This window comes from Tabrizicola sp. (genome assembly GCF_051645465.1).
Taxonomy (GTDB): domain Bacteria; phylum Pseudomonadota; class Alphaproteobacteria; order Rhodobacterales; family Rhodobacteraceae; genus Tabrizicola.
The window spans coordinates 1-20,320 of sequence record NZ_JBOFBI010000416.1 but is presented as its reverse complement, the minus strand read 5'-3'; the positions used below and the strand labels follow the sequence as shown (position 1 = coordinate 20,320).

The following is a 20,320-nucleotide window of genomic DNA, read 5'->3' as shown; positions in this document are numbered from 1 at the left end:
CTTACTCCGGTGTTTGCGGACTTAACCGCATTTTTCCACATATCGCGGGGCAAGCCATTCAAGAAAGCCCCAGTTATCTGTCGTCACTACCGCATACAAATCTGGTGCCCACCAGATCATCTTCCACATGTACATCATGGCGAGCTCATGAGGGCCGTACCCGCCCCCAAATGCCTCCTGCCACGTCAAACACCCCGAAAGAAGCGTTACTGGATAGTCCACTACTCCTTGAGCCACACCAAACAGCGCGCCGATGACTAAGTATGTGCCAAAGATATACTTCAGCACCCTTCCTGCTGTTCTCACAGAGCCTCCGCTCCAGAGATGATTTCGATGAGTTCCTTGGTGATCGCTGCCTGACGGCTCCGGTTGTACTGGATCGTCAGCTTGTTGATCATGTCCCCGGCGTTACGGGTCGCGTTATCCATGGCGGACATCCGCGCGCCCTGTTCCGAGGCGCCGTTTTCAAGGAGTGCCGTGAAGATCTGGGTCGCGACGCCACGTGGCAGAAGATCGGCGAGGATCGCTTCCTCGGACGGTTCATAGTCGTAAAGCGCGGTCGTGCCAGCGGCTTCGAACTTCGCCGGGATAACCTGCAGCTCGGTCGGGACCTGGCTGATGACCGACTGGAAGCGGTTGTAGAAGATCGTGACCACATCGGCTTCATCATGCTCGAAGGCCGCCATGGCCTCACGCGCGATGGCTTGCGCATTGGCGTAGCCCACGCGCTTGACGTCGCTCAGGTCGACATGGCCCACGAAAGCGGAAGCCCAGTCGCGCTTCAGCTGCTCGCGGCCCTTCTTGCCGACGGTCATGATCTTGACCGTCTTGCCCTTCGCCGCAAGCTCATTGGCCCGCAGCCGGGCCAGCTTGACGATGGACGAGTTGAAGCCGCCGCAAAGGCCGCGCTCCGACGTCATCACGACCAGAAGATGCACCTGATCCTTGCCGTTCCCGGCCAGAAGCTTCGGTGCACTCTCGCCCGTGCCGACGCCGGTCGCCAGTGCCGTCATCACCGCCGTCATCCGCTCGGCAAAGGGCCGGGCGGCTTCCGCCGCTTCCTGGGCGCGCCGCAGCTTGGCCGCGGCGACCATCTGCATCGCCTTCGTGATCTTCCGCGTGTTCTTGACGCTTCCGATCCGGTTCTTGAGGTCCTTTAGGCTGGGCATCTGCCTACTCCTTCAGGGCGCTCAGGCGAAGTTCTTGGCGAAGGCGTCAAGTTCCACGCGGATCGCTTTTTCCAGATCGCCCGCAACCTTGCGGTCGTTCTTGGTGATGTCGTCCAGAAGCGCCTTCCCGCTGGTGCGCAGGTGCTTGAGAAGGCCCGATTCAAACCGGCCCACATCCTTGACCCCGATCTTGTCGAGATAGCCGTTGGTGCCCGCATAGATCACGCAGACGATTTCCGCGTTGGTCAGCGGCGCGTACTGGGCCTGCTTCATCAGTTCCGTCAGACGCGCGCCCCGGTTCAGAAGCTGCTGGGTCGCCGCGTCAAGGTCCGAGCCGAACTGCGCAAACGCCGCCATTTCGCGGTACTGCGCCAGTTCCAGCTTCACTTTGCCCGCGACCGACTTCATTGCCGAGGTCTGCGCCGACGAACCCACGCGCGACACCGACAGACCGGTGTTCACGGCCGGACGGACGCCCTGGTAGAAAAGCTCCGTCTCAAGGAAGATCTGCCCGTCGGTGATCGAGATCACGTTCGTCGGAATATAGGCCGACACGTCACCCGCCTGCGTCTCGATGATCGGCAGCGCCGTCAGCGACCCGGACTTGAAGTCTTCGTTCATCTTGGCCGACCGCTCCAGCAGGCGCGAGTGCAGGTAGAACACGTCGCCCGGATAGGCTTCACGCCCCGGCGGACGGCGCAGGAGCAGCGACATCTGGCGGTAAGCCACAGCCTGCTTCGACAGGTCATCATAGATGATCAGCGCATGGCGGCCGTTGTCGCGGAAGAATTCCGCCATCGCGGTCGCCGAATAGGGCGCCAGGAACTGCATCGGAGCAGGGTCGGATGCGGTGGCGGCGACGACGATGGTGTAGGCGCTCGCCCCGGTCTCTTCCAGCTTCTTCACTAGCTGCGCCACGGTCGAACGCTTCTGCCCGATGGCGACATAGATGCAGTACAGCTTCTTCGATTCGTCCGAACCAGCGGCCTCGTTATAGGCCTTCTGGTTCAGGATCGTGTCCAGCGCGACAGCCGTCTTGCCGGTCTGGCGGTCACCGATGATCAGCTCGCGCTGGCCACGGCCGATCGGGATCATCGCGTCGATGGCCTTCAGGCCAGTCGCCATCGGCTCATGCACCGACTTCCGCGGAATGATGCCCGGCGCCTTCACGTCCGCGATACGGCGCTCGGACGACTTGATCGCCCCCTTGCCGTCGATCGGGTTCCCAAGCGCGTCGACCACGCGGCCCAGCAGCGCGTCACCGGCAGGCACGTCCACGATGGACTTGGTGCGCTTGACCGTGTCGCCTTCCTTGATGTCCTGGTCCGATCCGAAGATCACGATACCGACGTTGTCGACTTCCAGGTTCAGCGCCATCCCGCGGATGCCGCCGGGGAATTCGACCATCTCGCCGGCCTGCACGTTGTCAAGGCCATGCACACGGGCAATCCCGTCACCGACCGACAACACGCGGCCGACTTCGGCCACTTCGGCGTCCTTGCCGAAATTCTTGATCTGCTCTTTCAGGATCGCAGAGATCTCGGCAGCTTGAATTCCCATCACCCAACCTCTTTCATTGCATTCTGGAGCGCCGCGAGCTTCGCCTTGACCGATGTGTCGATCATGGTCGAGCCGAGCTTGACGACAAGACCGCCGATGAGGGTTTCATCGACGGTGGTTTTCAGTTTCACGGTCTTGCCGACGCGGGCCTTCAGCGTCTCGGCAAGCTTTTTCGATTGTGCAGCGCTCAGCGCGCGGGCGGCGGTCACCTCGGCGGTCACTTCGCCCTTCTCGGCGGCAATCTGGTCAGCCAGGTTCGCCAGGAACTGCGGCAGCACGAAAAGGCGGCGCTTCTCGGCCATCAGGGCAAGCGTATTGCCGAACAGCGCACTGACGCCAAGCTTCGCACCCAAAGCCGCAATCACCTTGCCCTGATCTTCCCGGCTGATGACGGGCGAACCGATCACGGCGCGAAGCTCGTCGCTGACGGCAAGCGCATCGCTGAATGAAGTGGTGTCGGCTTCCAGCGCCTTCAGGGCGCCTTCGTCCTTTGCGAGCTCGAATAAAGCCGTCGCGTAGCGTGTGGCAATTCCCAGTGAGATCGATGCTGGTTCTGACACGTCAACCCTTCCGCTATCTCTTGGCCAGTGTTCTAGCGTCACCGGGCCGTCCGTCGAGACGCACCGCGAAAGCTCCGTGGCGCGAACCCTGTCTGTCGGGGGCGTCCTTAGCAGAGGCTTTCCTACCCCGCAACCGGGTTGCTCGCCGTTTCGTGAGGGATTCACTGCGGTTTCAGTAGTCACGTTGTCGCTCTTGACGCCCGGCGCTGAAAGCCCGTGTCAGGGCGCTTCGGTATCGCGGTTCAGGGCCGGTTCGGGACTGCCCTTTCCCACCCCCTCCAGCGCCTTCAGCGGCTTCTTCACGACCGCCCCCAGGCCCCCACGCGTCGGCGCATAAACCTGCTTCGTAGCCTCCACCATCAGCACCCCCCCGGCCAGCCACGGCATGCGACGACCGAAGCCTTCCCAGAAGTCGGCCGACCGCAGCCAGAATCGGGTCGCCGACGGTGGGGCGAACAGGACCGAACAGCTCCGCTCGGGCGTGAAGCCATGCCGTTTCAGTTGGGCTTCAAGCTGGGCCACCGAATAGGGTCGCCCGAAACCGAAGGGCGTCACGTCCCGCCGTGACCAAAGGCCCGACCGGTTCGGCACGACAAAAAGCGCGCGCCCGCCGGGGCCAAGGACACGCGCAGACTCGTCCAGCACCGCCGAGGGGTTCTCGGATGTCTCCAGCCCGTGCATCAGCACCAGCCGGTCAACGAGGCCCGTCGGCAGGGGCCAGGCCGTGTCCTCGCAAAGGACACTGACATTCTCCATCCCCGCGGGCCAGGGCATCACCCCCTGCGGTCCCGGCATCAGCCCGACCACCCGCCGCGACGCTTCCAGATACGGGCGCAAAAGCGGCACCGCGAAGCCGAAGCCCGCCACCGTCTGTCCGGCCAGCGGCGGCCAAAGCCGCACCACCTGATCCCGGATCGCCCGCTGCGCCACCCGGCCCAAGGCAGTCCGGTAGTAAAAGTTCCTGAGGTCCAGGACATCAAGATGCATTGCGGTCGGGCGTCCTTCGGGCCAAGCTTGACCTTAATCTAACCACTGGCCGGGGAAAAACCATGCCGCTTGAACTGGTCACCATCCCCTGCCTAGCCGACAACTACGCCTACCTTTTGCACGACGCGGATTCCGGCCAGACTGCTCTCGTCGACGCGCCCGAACCCGGTCCGATCCTTGCGGCACTCAACGCCCACCAGTGGCGGCTGACCCATATCCTGATCACCCATCATCATGGCGACCACACCGATGCCGTCGACGCGATCCGCCAACGGACCCACGCCCGCGTCTACGGCGCCGCCGCAGATGCGCTCCGCCTTCCCCGCCTTGATGAAACCCTCGCCGAAGGCAGCCGCTTCCGGATCGGCACCGAAGAGGTTCAGGTCATCGAAGTTCCCGGCCACACTGTCGGTCACATCGCTTACCTCATGCCCGCCAGCGGCTATGCCTTCACCGCCGATAGCCTCATGTCCGGCGGCTGTGGGCGGCTTTTCGAGGGCACCGCCCGGCAGATGCACGATAGCCTCGCAAAGCTCGCAGCCCTCCCGCCCGAGACGCTCATCTGCTCGGGCCACGAATACACCGCGTCGAACCTCCGCTTCGCCCAGACCCTTGAACCCGACAACCCGAAGCTTATCTCTCGTATCGCCGAAGTCGCGGCGCATCGCGCCCAAGGTCGTCCGACGGTTCCGGTCCCGCTCAGGGTCGAACTTGAAACAAACCCTTACTTGCGGGCACATCTGCCAGCGCTCAAAATGGCGGTCGGCAGGGCCGAGGCTGACGATGTCACCGTTTTCGCCGAAATCCGTGCCAGAAAAGACAAGTTCTGAGTCTACCTTATCACAATTGGCGTGAGGACGTGGGGGAAACCCCAAAATCTTGCAGATTGCGCTTGAAGTGCGGCGCGGAAAACCGAACTTTAAGTCTATGAGGCCACGGTTGGTGTGGGCCCTTCGCCCTCTCCGACCAGCAGGACAGGAGCACTATCGTGCCATCGTTTTCGACAACGCTCGAACAAGCCATCCACGGCGCCTTGGCGCTAGCCAATTCCCGCCGCCACGAGCTTGCAACGCTCGAGCATCTGTTGCTTGCACTGATTGACGAACCCGACGCAGCCCGCGTGATGAAGGCCTGCGCCGTCAATCTTGACGAACTTCGCAAGACCCTCACCGATTTCGTGGACGACGATCTCTCGACCCTCGTCACCGACGTCGAAGGGTCCGAGGCCGTGCCAACGGCCGCCTTCCAGCGCGTGATCCAGCGCGCCGCGATCCACGTCCAGTCCTCGGGCCGCACCGAAGTCACAGGCGCCAACGTCCTTGTAGCGATCTTCGCCGAACGCGAATCGAACGCCGCCTACTTCCTCCAGGAACAGGACATGACCCGCTACGACGCGGTCAACTTCATCGCCCATGGCGTCGCGAAAGACCCGTCCTACGGCGAAGCCCGCCCCGTGCAAGGCGCCGAGGAGCAGCAGGAAACCCCCAAGGCCGAAGCTGGAGAGGCGAAGGAATCCGCTCTCTCCAAATACTGCGTCGACCTGAACGTGAAAGCCCGCAAAGGCGACGTCGACCCCCTCATCGGCCGCGAGTCCGAGGTGGAGCGCGCGATCCAGGTCCTCTGCCGCCGCCGCAAGAACAACCCGCTCCTCGTGGGCGACCCCGGCGTCGGCAAGACCGCCATCGCCGAAGGCCTCGCCCGCAAGATCGTCAACGGCGAAACGCCCGAGGTCCTGTCGAAAGCCACCATCTTCTCACTCGACATGGGCGCGCTGCTGGCCGGCACCCGCTACCGCGGCGACTTCGAGGAACGCCTGAAGCAGGTGGTCAAGGAACTGGAAGACCACCCCGACGCGATCCTCTTCATCGACGAAATCCATACCGTGATCGGCGCAGGTGCCACCTCTGGCGGCGCGATGGACGCCTCGAACCTCCTGAAACCCGCGCTGCAGGGCGGCAAGCTCCGCTGCATGGGCTCCACGACCTACAAGGAATTCCGCCAGCACTTCGAAAAGGACCGCGCACTCAGCCGCCGGTTCCAGAAGATCGACGTGAACGAACCCTCTGTCCCCGATGCGATCAAGATCCTCATGGGCCTGAAGCCGCATTTCGAGGAACACCACGACCTGAAATACACCAACGACGCGATCAAGTCGGCGGTGGAACTGGCCGCGCGCTACATCCATGACCGCAAACTGCCGGACTCAGCCATCGACGTGATCGATGAGGCAGGCGCCGCCCAGCATCTGGTCGTGGAAAGCAAGCGCCGCAAAAGCCTCGGCGTGAAAGAGATCGAGGCCGTGGTGGCCAAGATCGCCCGCATCCCGCCCAAGACCGTCTCCAAAGACGACGCCGAAACCCTGCGCGACCTTGAGAAAACCCTCAAGCGCGTGGTCTTCGGCCAGGACAAGGCAGTGGAAGCCCTCTGCTCCGCCATCAAACTCGCCCGCGCGGGTCTCCGCGAACCCGAAAAGCCCATCGGCAACTATCTCTTTGCCGGGCCCACGGGCGTCGGCAAGACCGAGGTGGCCAAGCAACTCGCCTCAAGCCTCGGCGTGGAACTCATCCGCTTCGACATGTCGGAGTACATGGAGAAACATGCGGTTAGCCGCTTGATCGGCGCCCCTCCGGGCTATGTGGGCTTCGACCAGGGCGGCATGTTGACCGACGGCGTCGACCAGCACCCGCATTGCGTCCTTCTCCTGGACGAAATGGAAAAGGCCCACCCGGACGTCTACAACATCCTCCTCCAGGTGATGGACCACGGCAAGCTGACCGACCACAACGGCCGCACAGTCGATTTCCGCAACGTGATCCTGATCATGACCTCGAACGCCGGCGCCCGCGAACAGTCCCAGGCCGCCATCGGCTTCGGCCGCGAACGCCGGACGGGTGAGGATACAGCCGCGATCGAGCGGACCTTCACACCCGAATTCCGCAACCGCCTCGACGCGGTGATCAACTTCGCCCCCTTGGGCAAGGACATCATCATGCAGGTGGTCGAAAAGTTCGTCCTCCAGCTCGAAGCCCAGCTTCTCGACCGCAACGTCCATATCGAGCTGACGCCCGAAGCCGCCGCCTGGCTGGGCGACAAGGGCTACGATGACAAGATGGGCGCCCGCCCCCTGGCCCGCGTCATCCAGGAATACATCAAGAAGCCGCTGGCCGAGGAGCTTCTCTTCGGCAAGCTCGTCAAAGGCGGCGTGGTCCGCGTGCAGCTCAAGGACGACGCTATCGCCCTCGACATCGAGGAACCGGCCAAACCCGCGATCACCAAGGCCAAGCCGCCGCTTCTCACGGCGGAATGATCCGCACCACTGCAAGTCTTTCACTGGCCCTCGCCCTCCCGGCGGGGGCCTTTGAACTTCAGCAACCCGTCGACTGCACCCTCGGCGAAACCTGCTACATCCAGCAGTACTTCGACCACGATCCAGGCCCCGCCGCCGCCGACTTCACCTGCGGCCCCCTCAGCTATGACGGCCACGACGGCACCGACTTCGCCCTCGCAACCCGCGCCGAGATGGCGGCCGGTATCACCGTCCTCGCCGCCGCTCCCGGCACGGTCAAGGGCGCCCGCGACGGCATCGCCGACTTTGCGCCCGCCGTCGAAGGCAGGGAATGCGGCAACGGCATCGTCATCGACCATGGCAAGGGCTGGGAAACCCAGTACTGCCACCTGAAACAGGGCTCGGTCCTCGTGAAGCCCGGCGACATCGTGCAGGCTGGCACCCCCCTCGGCCTGATCGGGCAGTCGGGGGCGGCCGCTTTTCCGCACCTTCACCTGTCCGTCCGTCAGAACGGTGTAAAGCTTGATCCCTTCTCCATCGGCACAACCGCCTGCGGGTCTACCGGCGACGACCTCTGGTCAGAAGACCTGCCCGCCGAACCCGGCGGCCTTCTGGACATCGGGATCACGACGGCCGTGCCAGAGTACGACGCCATCAAGGCCGGGCTTCTCTCCCCCGACCTCCCCACCACCGCCCCCGCCCTGGTCGTCTGGGCCTACTATTTCGGCCCAAAGGCGGGGGATGAAATCGCCCTGTCGATCACCGGCCCGGAAGGTGAGGTCATCGCCCAGCGCCTTCCCATCGAAAAAACCCAGGCACTCGCCTTTCGCGCCATCGGACAGAAGCTGAAGACCGAAGGCTGGCCACCCGGCGCTTACGAAGGCACTGCCACGCTGTTTCGTGCGGGCCAACAGATCGACCGCATGCAGGTCAGCATCACCGTCGAGCCCTAAGACCGCCGGTTCCGCAAGGCGCCTCCCCTCCCCCTCCGTGGGGAGGGGCCGGGGGTGGGGGGCTAAAACATAAGCACCCACGGGCGGCGGGCAGAGGCAAAGCACCCTTGACCTGGAGCACACTCCAGCACCTAGCCTGTACAGGTTCAGGACAGAAGCCAGCAAGAGGCGGGCCATGAAGATTGGCGAACTGGCGCGGCGCACGGGCCTCTCGGCCGATACGATCCGATACTACGAGAAGATCGGGCTGATGCCGCGCGCCGATCGCGACTCCGGCGGCCGGCGCGACTACGACGCTGCGATCCTCGGCTGGGTCGACTTCATCGGCCGGCTCAAGACCACCGGCATGTCACTGCGCGAGATGCGGCGCTATGCCGAACTGCGGTCGCAGGGATCACGCACCACCCTTGCACGGCAAAAGATGCTTGCCGCACACCGCGACAAGGTCGCCGCGCATATCGCCGCGCTGCAAAGCTGCCTCCGTGTCCTGGACGAAAAAATCGCAGGCTATGCCCCCAAGGATGGAGACCAAGAATGACCGACGCCCCCACCGAGACCAGGCTTGAACGCGGACGCCGCCTCTTGAACCAGATCGACGGCGAGGGCGGCGAAAGGGTCGTTGCCGCCCTGGCCGATCTTGCACCGGACTTCGCGAATTACCTGCTGGAGTTCCCCTTCGGCGATATCTACGCCCGTCCAGGCCTCGACCTCAGATCGCGCGAGATCGCAACGATTGCCGCCTTGGCCGCCATGGGCAACGCGCGGCCGCAGCTGCAGGTCCATATCGCGGCCGGGCTCAACGTCGGCCTCTCCGAAACCGAGATCATCGAGATCCTGATGCAGATGGCGGTCTATGCGGGCTTTCCGGCGGCCCTGAACGGTCTATTCGCCGCACAAGAGGTATTCCGCTCCCACGCCGCCTGACCCGCGCCTCCCCTCCCCCTTCGTGGGGAGGGGCCGGGGGTGGGGGGCCTGCGCGGCAGGCGAAAGCTTAAGAATTTCCGAATGCCTGCCGCCAACCCATTGAAATCACGCCCCCGAACTTTCTGGGCACGGTGCCCACCAGGCTCGTCATCCCACCGCGGCGCGGTAAAGATGCCAGGTCGCGTGCCCCAGGATCGGCAGGACCAGCACCAGCCCGACCAACGCCGGGATCGACCCCAGCGCCAACGCCCCCGCCACGATCAACCCCCAGGTCGCGATCACCACCGGGTTCTTCCGGGCCACCGCAACCGAGGTCTTCACCGCCACCGGCAGGCTGACGTCCCGGTCCAGCAGCATCGGGAACGACACCACGCTGAAGACCAGAACCATCACCGCGAAGACGAACCCGACCGCAACCCCGATCACGATCATCGCCCAGCCCGCCGCGGTCCCGAACACCGCCGCAGTGAACGCCGCGACTGTAGACGGCACCTCCGGCCCGATGGTCATGTCAAAGATCAGATTGGCCGCCATCAGCCAGGCCATGAAAATCACCGCATGCATCAACGCCAGCGCCAGGACCGAGCCAACCTTCGGTGACGCGATCACGTCGAACAGCGCCGTCCACCCCGTCTCCACCCCCGCCTCCCGCCTGCGGCTCATCTCATAAAGCCCGACCGCCGCCACCGGCCCGGTCAACGCAAAGCCCGAAAGCACGGGGAACAGAAGGTGGATCAGGTTCCCCTGCAGCGCCATCGCCACCAGAAGCCCCCCGATCACCGGATAGAGGAGGCAAACGAAAACCACATCCGACCGGAAGGCCTGCACGTCCTCCCAGCCTTTTCGAAGCGCGGTCTTCAGATCGTCCGTGGTCAGCGTCCGGATCACCGGTTCCGCAGCCGGCGCGCCATCCAGCGCCCCCACACTACGCACCGCCGCCGAGCTGTGACTGAACGCCGAGCCAAACGCGCTGACTGTCCACGACAATGGATTTCCGATTGTTTTCGCCACGTCTGAAGCTCCCGTTAAGGGGGCCGCCTCGGGGTCTTGCCGCCCCGGGACTGGCCCAATGGCATCAAGTGCAAGCGTGTCGTCCGGCTCAGGCTAACACGGATTCGACGTTTCGGCCAATTCACGCTTTGGCGCGCATGAGTTGTGCAGGACAAACCTCGCCCCGACCGCCTCCTCATGGTAGCTGACGGCATTTCAAGACCGGAACCCAATTTCTCAGGACATCAGATGACCGAAATCGCTTCATCAAAAGACATCGCCATGCTCATCGAACGCGCGGCAAGGCACAACGACCTCTTCATGAACGGCGACCCGGAAACCGCCTTCGCGGTCAACCCGACGTCGCCCGACTTCTCGATCATGACGCCGTTCGGCAGCGCATCGACCGGCGGTTTCACTGCCGGGCCCGAGAGGATGGCGGCGATGGCAAAACTCTTCCAGTCCGCCACCACCAGCTTCGAGCTCCTGTCCGCTCACGCCGTCCCAGACATGGTCGTGCTCGTGGCCATCGAACGCCAGACCGCGGTGATCGGCGGACTGCCGGAACAGGAGTGGTCGCTGCGTGTGACGCTGGTCTTCCGCCGTACCGACACCGACTGGGAGCTTGTCCATAGGCACGCCGACCCCTTGGTCGCGCCAATCTCGCTGGACCAGTTGGCCATCATCGCACGGGGCGCCGTCGATCCCGCTTAGCGCTCGGTCAGCTTCAGCTCAATCCGCCGGTTCTGCGCCCGGGCGGCCTCGTCGTTGCCAGCTGCGACCGGGCGGTATTCGCCGAAGCCCGTGGCAGCCATCCGCTCGGGCGGAAAGCCAAGCTCGTCCTGCATGAACCGCACCACCGACAAGGCGCGGGCCTGGCTCAGTTCCCAGTTGTCGGAGAAGGCACCGCCCGAGATCGGCACGTTGTCGGTATGGCCGTCGACCCGGATGATCCAGTCGATCTCGGGCGGTATGTTGCCACGGACCTCGTCAAGGATCCGCACGACACCGGCAATCTGCGCCCGACCCTCCGGCGCAAGGTCGGCCGAACCCTGGTTGAACAGCACTTCGCTGGAGAACACGAACCGGTCCCCCACCACCCGCACCCCTTCGCGGCCCTGAAGCAGCGCGGACAGTTGGCCAAAGAACTCCGACCGGAAGCGGGAAAGATCACGGTTTTCCTCGGCCAGACGCGCGGCCTCGGCAGCCTCCAGTTCCGCCCGCCGCTTCTGCTCGGCCGCCACCTGGGCCAGCGCCGTGTTCAGATCGTTGCCGAGGCTCTCCAGCTGAACCTTCGCCGCCTCATCCTGCTCCTTGGCCTCGTCCAGCACCTGCTGCAGGCTGCCAAGCTGGGCCCGCAACGCCGCCACCTGTTGGTTCAGAAGCTCCACCTCGCGCGCCGCCGCCAGGGCCTTTTCCTGCTCGGCCAGGATTGCCTGCTCTGCCGCCATCAGCGCCGCGCTCTTCTCCGCCTCGCCCCTCTCCGAAGCCGCCCGCGCCCCGGCCAGCAGCGTCAGCGTCTCCTCCGCCCGCTTCCGCTCTTCTTCCAAAGCCAAAGTCATCGCGGTGAGCTCGGTATCGGCATTGGCCAGCCGGTTCCGCAACGCCTCCAGCGCCGCAGCGTCGGCCAGCCGAGCCGCTTCCGCCTCGCTGATCTCGGTCTTCGCGGCCTCCAGCTCCGCCGCCGACGTCTTGCGCTCCTCAGCCAGCAAAGCCTCCAGCGCCTCACGCCGGGCCGCTGCCAGCCGCGCCGCCTCGACGCCTTCGTCGATCTCATCCCGCGCCTTCGCCAGCGCCAGCGCCATCGCGTCGGCCTCGCTTACCAACTTCGCCTGCGCCGCCTCCAGGTCCGCCACCGACGCCGTCAGCCGCGCTGCATCCCCCCGGGCCTGATCGCGCTCCACCAGCAGCGCCGCGACCTGCGCCTCGAAATCGGTGATCCGCGTCCGCGCCGCCTCCAGCTCCCCCTCCCGCGCCGCAAGGTCCGCCGTCAGCGAGGCGATCAGCGTCCCCTGCCGCTCCCCCTCTGCCTCAGCCGAGGCCAGACCCGCCTGCAACGCCGCAACCTGAGCCTCAAGGTCAGTGGCCTTCGCCTGTTCCAGCCCCAGCGCATCGGCCAGCTGCGCGACCTGGCTGGTCAGCGCGCTAAGCTCGGTGTCCTGCGTGGTGATCTCGTCCCGCAGCACCGACTGCATGATGGTGAAGATGGTCAGGACGAACATCAGCACCATCAGCAGTGTCGTCACGGCGTCCACAAAGCCCGGCCAGATCAGCGAGCTGTCGCGGCGGCTTGTGCGGGAGACCATCTCAAGCCCGCCCGGTCGAACGGCCAAGCTGCCGGATCGCGGCAGTCAGCGCGGATATGTCGGTCTTGAGATCTGTCAGCGTTTCCTGCCGCCCCGCCGACATCTCCTCCAGAATGCGCAGCAGCTGCACGTCTATCGACCGCAGCCGCATGCGGCTTTCCGGGTCGCTCTGCCCCGCACCCTCTCCGGCCTCAAGCGTCGCCACCAGCTTCTCCTGCCCCTCGGCGATCCGCCGCAGCAGCGCCGCCTGGCCCTTCTCAGCCTCGATCCGGTTGGTCAGCTTGGTCATCGCGGCAGCAAGCTCACCGATCTTGGCCTCGGACTCGAACCGCCTCGCCTCGGTCTGGGCCTGCAGCGCCTGGAACTCCTCCAGCTGCTGCGCCATGTGGTCGACCAGCATGCCCAGCGCGTTCTGATCCGCCCCCTCGCCATCGCCCGCATAGCCAAGCCGGGTGATCGACGACAGCCACTCCTCCAGCTCGCGGATGAAGCGGTTCTGCCCATGGCCCGCGAACAGCTCCAGCAACCCCAGCACCAGCGACCCCGCCAGCCCCAGAAGCGACGAGGAAAATGCCGTCCCCATGCCGCCCAGCTGGCTTTCAAGCCCACCCATGAGCTTGCCGAACACATCCATCCCGCTTTCGCCTTCCTGCGGGGCAAGCGAGCGGATCGTCTCGACCACCGCCGGAACCGTTGTCGCCAGCCCCCAGAACGTGCCCAGAAGGCCCAGGAAAACCAGAAGGTTGATCAGGTAGCGCGTGATATCCCGCGCCTCGTCGATCCGCTGGACAACCGACTCCTGGATCGACCGCGACGACGAAGCCGAAATCGACATCCGCGCCGTGCGTGATCGCAGCAGGGCAGCCAGCGGGGCCAGAAGCCGGGGCGGCAGATCTTCCTCGGTCCCCGGCGTGCCGCGCACGAAATTCTCGATCCAGTAGACCGACTGCGCCAGAATCCAGACCTGCCAGAAGCAGGTAAGGACCCCCACCAGGAAGACCATCGCGATCAGCCCGTTCAGCAGCGGGTTCGTGCGCAGGATGTCGATGATCTGGCCGTGGATCAGCCATGCCCCGGCCCCGACCAGCAGGCAGACCAGCAGCATGGTGGTGATTGCACGGATCGGTTGGGAGAAGGTCGTCTCGACCTCGGCCGCCCTATGCTCTGTCTGGGACATATCTGCCCTTCTGTGTCCTGCCCTTGGGCCCAAGACTAACAGGCTAATGGAATCTGCCAAGTAAAAGGTCAGACAAGTGCGCGAACCCTTTCGGCCAGCCACTCCATCTCGGGGTCGGCGATTCCAAGTTCCGCCAGATGCGCCGTGGTGGACCAAAGATAATCGCGGTTCGGCCCCTTCATGCCGGTGGAATTCGCGATGATCCGCGCCTGCTCTTCCCGGTCCAGCCCGCCGCAGTACTGTGCGTGGCTGGGATTGATCACGAAGACAACCGCGTCCACTCGCCCCGCCTCGGTATCGACGGAAAGGGTCATTTCCTCGTAGGCCGAGGAAATCAGTTCGCGCTCCCGCAGGGCCAGCAGGGTTTCCGCCTCGGTCCCGGGTCGGGCGCGAAGGGCAACCCCGGAACACGAAGCACCCTCGGCCCGGTCAAGGGCCAGCACCAGCCCCGGCTTTTCATCCGTGCCGCGATAACGGATCGAGCGCATGCAGAAGCTGCGGTGCCAGCCGTCCAGGCGCGCGATCCGCCGCTCGGCGACCGGAAAGCACGGATCCCAGATCAGCGATCCGTAGCCGAAGACCCAAAGTGTTTCGTCCATGTCTGGCCCTGTTGCGTTTGGCCCTGTAAACACCGCGCCAAGGGTAATGAAAAGGGCCGCCAGATGCGCAAGCTTCTCTACCTTCTGCTGATCGTCTCGGTCCTGTGGTCCGGCTACTGGTTCGTCGGCGCCTATGCGATCCGGTCAGGGGCCGACAGCTGGTTCGCCCAGCAAGCGCAAAGCGGGATGGTGGCCGAAAAGTCGACGCTGACCGTGGCAGGCTTCCCGAACCGCTTCGACCTTACGGTTCAGGACCTGCGTCTGGCCGATCCGCGGTCGGGAATCAGCTGGCAAGCGCCGTTCGCCCAGGTCTTCGCGATGACCTGGAAACCCTGGCACATCATCGCCGCCCTGCCGCCAAGCCAGGTCGTGGCCCTGCCGGATCAGGCCGTCACCGTCGACTCGCAAGACCTGAAAGCCAGCGTTCGGGCCAGGCCCTCAACCGACCTGCCGCTTCAGGAAGTGCGGCTGGCCGGCACCTCTCTGGGGCTGACCTCCGACCTCGGCTGGACCCTCGGGCTTGGCGAGTTTACCGTCGGCCTCCGCGCCGAACCCACGGTAAGCCCTTCAACGTATGAGCTTGGCTTCGACCTTGCACCCATCATTCCCGACCCAGCCTTCCTTGCTGCGCTGAAGGCTGTAGACATTCCCGACCTTCCGCCCCCGAACGCCCTTCAGTTTCCAGCGCCAGACTTCCCGGACCAGGTGGAATCGCTTCAGGGCAGCATCTACCTCACCCTCTCCGCGCCCCTTGACCGCCATGCCGGCGACGCGAGGCCCTACCTGACCAAAGTCGAGATCAGGCAGTTCAACTTCGCCTGGGGTCAGCTTGCCGCCACCGCCTCGGGCCTGATCGAGGCCGATGGCAACGGCTATGCCTCGGGCAAGATCACGGTCGAGGTCACCAACTGGGACCGCCTGCCCGCGCTTCTGGTTGCGGCGGGCGTCGTGCAGCTCGAAGTCGCTCCAACCGTCGCGAACGGGATGCGCGCGCTTGCCGCCCAGACCCCCGACCCTACGGTCCTGTCGCTGACCCTCGACATGACCGACGGCCAGATGAGCTTCGGCCCCTTCCCGCTCGGCCCCGCACCCCTGATGGTGCCGCCCTCAGGCTAAGCCTCAGCGGCAGTACGCCCCGCCCTTCCGCGCCGAGGTGTCGAAGTGGAAATGGTCTTCGTGATAGCCATCCGACCCCGGTCCCAGCGTCGTCTTGAAATACCCGCAGGCCGCCTTGTAGATCCGCCGCAGGAGCTTGTTGTAATTGTTCTGCACCGTCAGAACCTTGCCGTTCGACAGGATGAACGCCGAGATGTCGATCGCCCGGCCCTTGCCATGCTCGCTGATCTTCGCGCCCTTGATGTTGTTGCGGCTTCGGCAGATGTAGTGCGCGGCCACCTGCATCTCGACCAGCTTCCCGTCAAAAGCGGGCTGCGCGACCTCATCCACCCATGAATTCAACGCCTTGGCGATCGAACAATCCACCGTCGCCGCCTGGCTGAGGCGGACCCCCGCGACCGAGGTGACCGCCACCGGGTCCTCGACCCCGCAGCCCTTCACCTTCGACTTGATCCGCGAGATCTCCTCACCCTTGATCGCAGCCACCCCGCAGACCGACCCTTTCATCGAAGCCTTCTCGCGCTTCTTCTTGCGCTCTTCCTTCTTTGACGGCGGCGGAACCGCAGCAAGATCAATGTCATCGCCCGGTGGCTGCCCTGAAAGATCCAACCCCGGCGCGTTAGATGTTGATTTCAAAGCGGCAATCCGCTCAGCCAGCCGTTTCGGCCGCCGCTCCGGACGCAAGGAACTCTCCATCGCCCCCTCAGGCAAAACCGCCGCTTTCGTCGCCAGCGCAGCGTCGGCCACGACGGCAGGCTGGGGTTCGGCCACGACAACCGGCCCAACCAACCGCGGGTTCGTGGGCGGGCGCACAGAGCTGTCAATCTCTTGCGCCCACGCCGCCTGCGCCAGGCACAGCAGCAGTGCAAGGATCACCCCGCGCACCGGCCTCAGCCCTCTTTCGCGGGCGGCACGCTGCGCCCGAAATCGGGTGCGGCGGTGTCCTGCCCGGCCTCGATGATCCCGCGGCGGATGGCCCGGGTGCGGGTGAAATAGGCGTGCAGATGATCTCCGTCGCCCGTCCGGATCGCCCGCTGCAATGTGAACAACTCTTCGGAAAACCGGCCGAGGATATCCAGAACCGCGTCCTTGTTGGTCAGGAACACATCGCGCCACATCGTCGGATCGCTGGCCGCAATCCGGGTGAAGTCCCTGAAACCGCTGGCCGAATACTTGATGACTTCTGACTGTGATACCCGTCGCATGTGATCCGCGACCCCCACCATCGTATAGGCGATCAGGTGCGGCGTGTGACTGACCACCGCAAGTACAAGATCATGCCGGTCGACGTCCATCTCGTCAACATTCGCGCCCATCGCTTCCAGGAACTGGCGCAGGCGGCTGATTTCGGCGGGATCGGTGTCGGGCAGCGGCGTAAGCAGCCACCAGCGGTTCTGGAACAGCGTCGCAAACCCCGACCGCGGCCCGGAATACTCGGTCCCCGCCAGCGGATGGCCGGGGATGAAGTGCACATCGTGGGGCAGATGCGGCGCAACGGCATTTACCACGGCCTGCTTGACCGACCCCACATCCGTCACCACGGCGCCCGGCTTCAGACGCGGCCCGATCTCGCGGGCGATGTCCTCCATCGCACCAACGGGAACCGCCAGCACCACCAGATCCGCACCCGCCACCGCCTCGGCCGCCGTCTCTGTCACCCTCTCACAGAACAGCTCCCGCGCCACGGCCCGCGTCTCCGGCGACCGCGCATAGCCCACGATCTCGCCCGCCAGCCCATGCGCACGCATCGCATGGGCCATGGACGACGCGATCAGACCAAGGCCGATCAGGGCGACCCGCTCATAGGTCATCTGACACCCTTGAACTGCGCCACCGCATGGGCCACCTGGCGGCAAGAAGATTCGTCCCCGATGGTGATCCGCAGGCAATGCGGCAGCTTGTAGCCTGCGACGCGGCGCACGATCAGACCCAGCTTCTGCAGGAAAGCGTCACAAGCCTCGGCCTCGTCCTGGCTGGCAAACCGGGCCAGGACGAAATTCGCCATCGACGTATCGGACGGCACGCCAAGCTCGGCCAGCGCGCCCGCCAGCCAATTGCGCATCCGCGCATTCTCGGCCCGGCAATGATCGACATAAGCCTGGTCACGCACTGCGGCTTCGGCCGCTTCAAGCTGCGTGGTTGACAGGTTGAACGGCCCCCGGATCCGGTTCAGCACATCGATCACATGGCGCGGCCCGTAGCCCCAGCCGATCCGCAGACCACCCAGCCCGTAGATCTTGGAAAACGTCCGCGTCATCACCACGTTCTGGTGCGCATCGACGAGCGCCGCGCCACCATCGTAGCCTTCGACGTATTCGGCATAGGCCCCATCCAGCACCAGAAGCGCCTGCGGCGGCAGCCCCTCCGCAAGCCGCGCGATCTCGGCCGCCGAGACCATCGTGCCGGTCGGGTTGTTGGGGTTGGCGATGAACACAAGCTTCGTCCGCCGGTTGCAGGCCGACAGGATCGCGTCGACATCGGCAGTCCGTTCCCGCTCCTGCACCTCGACGGGTGTCGCCCCAACCGCAAGCGAGGAGATGCGGTACATCAGGAACCCGTGTTCGGTGAAAACAACCTCGTCCCGCGGGCCGGCATAGGCCTGGCACAGGAAGGTGATGATCTCGTCCGATCCCGCCCCACAGATGATGCGCGCGGGGTCAAGCCCATGCACCTCGGCGATCGCCGTACGCAGGCTGGAGTGATCGGTGACCGGATAGCGGTGGAGCGTGTGGACCGTGCGGGCAAATGCCTCCTTGGTCTTGTCCGACGGGCCGAACGGGTTCTCGTTCGAGGAAAGCTTGACCACATTCGCCACGCCCGCCACATGCGCCTTGCCGCCCTCGTAAAGGGCGATGTCAAGGATGCCTGGCTGCGGCTTGATCTGGTCGTTCATCATGGCCCCCACGGAGTCAGGCCCCCTTTAGCTTCCCCGCGCGCGTATGGCCAGAGCCTTGCGCCCGGACCAGCGGTTTTCAAATTGAGCGCTGAAGCGCGACGACCTTTTGTCTCGCCTCTGCGCGTGAAGAACGCGCAACCGGCTCGGGTATGCGCGCCGCGCGGGAGTATTTGGAAAAGAGCAAATGCGCTTGCTCATTTTGAAATACTCCAGGGAGCTCGAGGGGCAGCGCCCCTCGTCAGCCGAGGAGGAGGGCGCAAGCCCCGACGACGAGACAAGGAATCTTCGCGCGTCAGCGCTCAATTCAATAGACGCCCGTCACACGGCAAGAAAGTTGGTGAACTGCCAAGGGTCCGCTTCGTCCCGATCCTCGGCAAAGCGGTTGATCCGGTTCTGCAGGGGCGTCCAGTCGGTGTAGTGGCACTCGATCCGGCCGAGATAAGGGCGCTGCACGTCCAGGCAGCGGACATGGTCCATCTCGTCGGCCTCGACAAACCCCTCGTTCGGGTTCTCGGCCGCCCAGACCATCGCGGCCAGCACCGCTGAGGTGACCTGCATGCCCGTCGCGTTCTGGTAAGGCGCCAGGCGCCTCGCCTCCTCGCACGAAAGCCGCGAGCCATACCACATCGCCCCCTTGGCATGGCCGTAAAGGAACACCCCAAGATCGTCGCCGCCAGCGACAATCTCCTCGACCGTCAGGATATGCTGATCCGGCTGGCGCTGGCCCGCCCCGTTCATCTCATGCAAGGAAAGGATCGCGTCGTTGCAGGGGTGATAGGCATAGTGGCAGGTCGGACGATAGACCGCGCGGCTTTCCTCCCAGACCGTATAGTAATCCGGGATCGACAGCGCTTCGTTGTGCGTGATGACGTAGCCGAACTGCGGCCCCACATCCGGGCACCAGCTCCGCACCCGGGTATCCGCACCGGGCCGGTCGATCCAGATCGCGTAGCCCGGCCCGTGGTCGAAGGCATGGCCGCTCAGGGGAAGCTTCTTCTCATGCGTGCCCCAACCGAGTTCGGCAGGCTGATAGCCCTCGGACAAAAGGCCATCGACCGACCAGGTGTTCACAAATACCCCAACCGGCTTCTGCCGCGCCGAGACCTGGGTATCGCGCTCGGCTACATGGATGCCCTTGACCCCCAGCCCCTGCATCAGCGCCGCCCAGTCCTCACGTGTCACGGGGTCAGCCTTCACCCCGGTATCCACCGCCAGCCGCAACAGCGCCTCTTTCAGCAGCCAGCTCACCATCCCCGGGTTCGCCCCGCAGCAGGACACCGCCGTCGGCCCGCCGACATAGGACTTGCCCAGCGCCCGCACCCTTTCCCGCAGCGGATAGTTCGTCCGCTCGGCATTCGGCAACGAAGACCCGAAGTAGAACCCCGGCCAGGGCTCCACCACCGTGTCGATGTACTGTACCCCCATCGACTGGGCGAGCTTCATCAGCTCGATCGAATCCACATCGACCGACAGGTTCACGATCATCCCCCGGCCTTCGGGGAATAGCCCGCGCAGCACCTCGGCGTAGTTCTCGACCGTCAGTGCGACCTGCATATGCCGGATGCCATGCTCCCGCAGGATATGGGCAAACTCGCCCGAAGGCTCAATCACGGTGAAACGCGACCGGTCAAAGCCGATGTGGCGCTCGATCAGCGGCAGGACGCCCCGACCGATCGACCCAAAGCCAATCAGGACCAGCGCCCCATCGATATGGGCATGGCGTTCGTACGACATGTCGAAACCCCTTCAGGCTCTGTAGGACTTGGCTTGGAGGTAATCCATCAGCGCCATCAGCAC

The 20,320-nt window shown here is 64.6% G+C and carries 20 protein-coding genes; 7 read left to right on the top strand and 13 right to left on the bottom strand.

Going from position 1 to position 20,320, the window contains the following annotated elements:
- Positions 1-21: 21 nt before the first annotated feature.
- The 5 genes from ACRCSW_RS25355 to ACRCSW_RS25335 form a co-directional block, all read right to left on the bottom strand.
- Entirely contained in the window at positions 22-288 is a 267-nt protein-coding gene (locus tag ACRCSW_RS25355; protein WP_438708432.1) for a hypothetical protein, read from the bottom strand.
- A 14-nt stretch (positions 289-302) separates the two neighbouring features.
- Positions 303-1,169 carry a F0F1 ATP synthase subunit gamma gene (locus tag ACRCSW_RS25350; protein WP_438708431.1) on the bottom strand — a complete coding sequence of 289 codons (867 nt, stop codon included), beginning with the start codon at positions 1,167-1,169 and terminating at the stop codon, positions 303-305.
- Positions 1,170-1,190: 21 nt separating this feature from the next.
- Complete coding sequence (gene atpA, locus ACRCSW_RS25345) at positions 1,191-2,729, bottom strand: F0F1 ATP synthase subunit alpha (RefSeq protein WP_438708430.1); 1,539 nt, start codon at positions 2,727-2,729, stop codon at positions 1,191-1,193.
- Entirely contained in the window at positions 2,729-3,289 is a 561-nt protein-coding gene (locus tag ACRCSW_RS25340; protein WP_438708429.1) for a F0F1 ATP synthase subunit delta, read from the bottom strand. The genes atpA and ACRCSW_RS25340 overlap by 1 nt, the downstream gene beginning before the upstream one ends.
- A gap of 219 nt (positions 3,290-3,508) precedes the next feature.
- Positions 3,509-4,276, bottom strand: coding sequence for a class I SAM-dependent methyltransferase (locus tag ACRCSW_RS25335; RefSeq protein ID WP_438708428.1), 768 nt, complete (start codon positions 4,274-4,276; stop codon positions 3,509-3,511).
- 62 nt (positions 4,277-4,338) lie between these two features.
- On the opposite strand from ACRCSW_RS25335, the gene gloB reads away from it, so the two are divergent.
- The 5 genes from gloB (at position 4,339) to ACRCSW_RS25310 (ending at position 9,439) form a co-directional block, all read left to right on the top strand.
- The gene (gene gloB, locus ACRCSW_RS25330) at positions 4,339-5,106 is read left to right on the top strand and encodes a hydroxyacylglutathione hydrolase (protein WP_438708427.1); all 768 of its coding nucleotides are present in this window, start codon (positions 4,339-4,341) and stop codon (positions 5,104-5,106) included.
- A gap of 158 nt (positions 5,107-5,264) precedes the next feature.
- Positions 5,265-7,583: an ATP-dependent Clp protease ATP-binding subunit ClpA gene (gene clpA, locus ACRCSW_RS25325; RefSeq protein WP_438708426.1), complete on the top strand. Its 2,319-nt coding sequence runs from the start codon at positions 5,265-5,267 to the stop codon at positions 7,581-7,583.
- Complete coding sequence (locus ACRCSW_RS25320; RefSeq protein WP_438708425.1) at positions 7,580-8,515, top strand: M23 family metallopeptidase; 936 nt, start codon at positions 7,580-7,582, stop codon at positions 8,513-8,515. The genes clpA and ACRCSW_RS25320 overlap by 4 nt, the downstream gene beginning before the upstream one ends.
- Before the next feature lie 175 nt (positions 8,516-8,690).
- Positions 8,691-9,053, top strand: a complete 363-nt coding sequence (locus tag ACRCSW_RS25315) for a MerR family transcriptional regulator (protein ID WP_438708424.1) — start codon at positions 8,691-8,693, stop codon at positions 9,051-9,053.
- Positions 9,050-9,439 (top strand): carboxymuconolactone decarboxylase family protein, encoded by a 390-nt coding sequence (locus ACRCSW_RS25310; protein ID WP_438708423.1) that lies wholly within the window; start codon positions 9,050-9,052, stop codon positions 9,437-9,439. Before ACRCSW_RS25315 ends, ACRCSW_RS25310 begins: the two co-directional genes overlap by 4 nt.
- 147 nt (positions 9,440-9,586) lie before the next feature.
- Here ACRCSW_RS25310 and ACRCSW_RS25305 read toward each other — a convergent pair whose 3' ends face one another.
- On the bottom strand, positions 9,587-10,450 hold the full coding sequence (locus ACRCSW_RS25305; RefSeq protein WP_438708422.1) for a DUF2189 domain-containing protein: 864 nt from the start codon (positions 10,448-10,450) through the stop codon (positions 9,587-9,589).
- A 228-nt stretch (positions 10,451-10,678) separates the two neighbouring features.
- On the opposite strand from ACRCSW_RS25305, the gene ACRCSW_RS25300 reads away from it, so the two are divergent.
- On the top strand, positions 10,679-11,143 hold the full coding sequence (locus ACRCSW_RS25300; protein WP_438708421.1) for a nuclear transport factor 2 family protein: 465 nt from the start codon (positions 10,679-10,681) through the stop codon (positions 11,141-11,143).
- On the opposite strand, the gene ACRCSW_RS25295 is transcribed toward ACRCSW_RS25300, so the two are convergent.
- From ACRCSW_RS25295 to ACRCSW_RS25285, 3 genes are all read right to left on the bottom strand, one after another.
- Entirely contained in the window at positions 11,140-12,735 is a 1,596-nt protein-coding gene (locus tag ACRCSW_RS25295) for a peptidoglycan -binding protein (RefSeq protein WP_438708420.1), read from the bottom strand. The genes ACRCSW_RS25300 and ACRCSW_RS25295 overlap by 4 nt on opposite strands.
- Position 12,736: 1 nt before the next feature.
- Positions 12,737-13,912 (bottom strand): biopolymer transporter ExbB, encoded by a 1,176-nt coding sequence (locus tag ACRCSW_RS25290; protein ID WP_438708419.1) that lies wholly within the window; start codon positions 13,910-13,912, stop codon positions 12,737-12,739.
- 68 nt (positions 13,913-13,980) lie between these two features.
- Positions 13,981-14,511 carry a gamma-glutamylcyclotransferase gene (locus ACRCSW_RS25285; protein WP_438708418.1) on the bottom strand — a complete coding sequence of 177 codons (531 nt, stop codon included), beginning with the start codon at positions 14,509-14,511 and terminating at the stop codon, positions 13,981-13,983.
- A gap of 63 nt (positions 14,512-14,574) precedes the next feature.
- On the opposite strand from ACRCSW_RS25285, the gene ACRCSW_RS25280 reads away from it, so the two are divergent.
- Positions 14,575-15,627, top strand: a complete 1,053-nt coding sequence (locus tag ACRCSW_RS25280) for a DUF2125 domain-containing protein (RefSeq protein ID WP_438708417.1) — start codon at positions 14,575-14,577, stop codon at positions 15,625-15,627.
- Between the two features lie 3 nt (positions 15,628-15,630).
- Here the strand turns inward: ACRCSW_RS25280 and ACRCSW_RS25275 are convergent, their stop codons facing one another.
- The 4 genes from ACRCSW_RS25275 to ACRCSW_RS25260 all read right to left on the bottom strand — a co-directional run bounded on the left by ACRCSW_RS25275 (position 15,631) and on the right by ACRCSW_RS25260 (position 20,257).
- The gene (locus ACRCSW_RS25275) at positions 15,631-16,503 is read right to left on the bottom strand and encodes an extensin-like domain-containing protein (protein WP_438708416.1); all 873 of its coding nucleotides are present in this window, start codon (positions 16,501-16,503) and stop codon (positions 15,631-15,633) included.
- Positions 16,504-16,517: 14 nt separating this feature from the next.
- Complete coding sequence (locus ACRCSW_RS25270; protein ID WP_438708415.1) at positions 16,518-17,438, bottom strand: prephenate/arogenate dehydrogenase family protein; 921 nt, start codon at positions 17,436-17,438, stop codon at positions 16,518-16,520.
- Positions 17,435-18,520 carry a histidinol-phosphate transaminase gene (gene hisC, locus ACRCSW_RS25265; protein WP_438708414.1) on the bottom strand — a complete coding sequence of 362 codons (1,086 nt, stop codon included), beginning with the start codon at positions 18,518-18,520 and terminating at the stop codon, positions 17,435-17,437. The genes ACRCSW_RS25270 and hisC overlap by 4 nt, the downstream gene beginning before the upstream one ends.
- Positions 18,521-18,841: 321 nt before the next feature.
- Entirely contained in the window at positions 18,842-20,257 is a 1,416-nt protein-coding gene (locus tag ACRCSW_RS25260; protein WP_438708413.1) for a homospermidine synthase, read from the bottom strand.
- Positions 20,258-20,320 lie beyond the last annotated feature (63 nt).

Coding starts and splice junctions, on each gene's coding strand:
- atpA (WP_438708430.1), bottom strand. CDS start 2,729: ATGGGAATTCAAGCTGCCGAGATCTCTGCGATCCTGAAAGAGCAGATC.
- ACRCSW_RS25320 (WP_438708425.1), top strand. CDS start 7,580: ATGATCCGCACCACTGCAAGTCTTTCACTGGCCCTCGCCCTCCCGGCG.
- ACRCSW_RS25335 (WP_438708428.1), bottom strand. CDS start 4,276: ATGCATCTTGATGTCCTGGACCTCAGGAACTTTTACTACCGGACTGCC.
- ACRCSW_RS25315 (WP_438708424.1), top strand. CDS start 8,691: ATGAAGATTGGCGAACTGGCGCGGCGCACGGGCCTCTCGGCCGATACG.
- hisC (WP_438708414.1), bottom strand. CDS start 18,520: ATGAACGACCAGATCAAGCCGCAGCCAGGCATCCTTGACATCGCCCTT.
- ACRCSW_RS25260 (WP_438708413.1), bottom strand. CDS start 20,257: ATGTCGTACGAACGCCATGCCCATATCGATGGGGCGCTGGTCCTGATT.
- ACRCSW_RS25295 (WP_438708420.1), bottom strand. CDS start 12,735: ATGGTCTCCCGCACAAGCCGCCGCGACAGCTCGCTGATCTGGCCGGGC.
- ACRCSW_RS25310 (WP_438708423.1), top strand. CDS start 9,050: ATGACCGACGCCCCCACCGAGACCAGGCTTGAACGCGGACGCCGCCTC.
- ACRCSW_RS25300 (WP_438708421.1), top strand. CDS start 10,679: ATGACCGAAATCGCTTCATCAAAAGACATCGCCATGCTCATCGAACGC.
- ACRCSW_RS25270 (WP_438708415.1), bottom strand. CDS start 17,438: ATGACCTATGAGCGGGTCGCCCTGATCGGCCTTGGTCTGATCGCGTCG.
- gloB (WP_438708427.1), top strand. CDS start 4,339: ATGCCGCTTGAACTGGTCACCATCCCCTGCCTAGCCGACAACTACGCC.
- ACRCSW_RS25350 (WP_438708431.1), bottom strand. CDS start 1,169: ATGCCCAGCCTAAAGGACCTCAAGAACCGGATCGGAAGCGTCAAGAAC.
- ACRCSW_RS25280 (WP_438708417.1), top strand. CDS start 14,575: ATGCGCAAGCTTCTCTACCTTCTGCTGATCGTCTCGGTCCTGTGGTCC.
- ACRCSW_RS25285 (WP_438708418.1), bottom strand. CDS start 14,511: ATGGACGAAACACTTTGGGTCTTCGGCTACGGATCGCTGATCTGGGAT.
- ACRCSW_RS25290 (WP_438708419.1), bottom strand. CDS start 13,912: ATGTCCCAGACAGAGCATAGGGCGGCCGAGGTCGAGACGACCTTCTCC.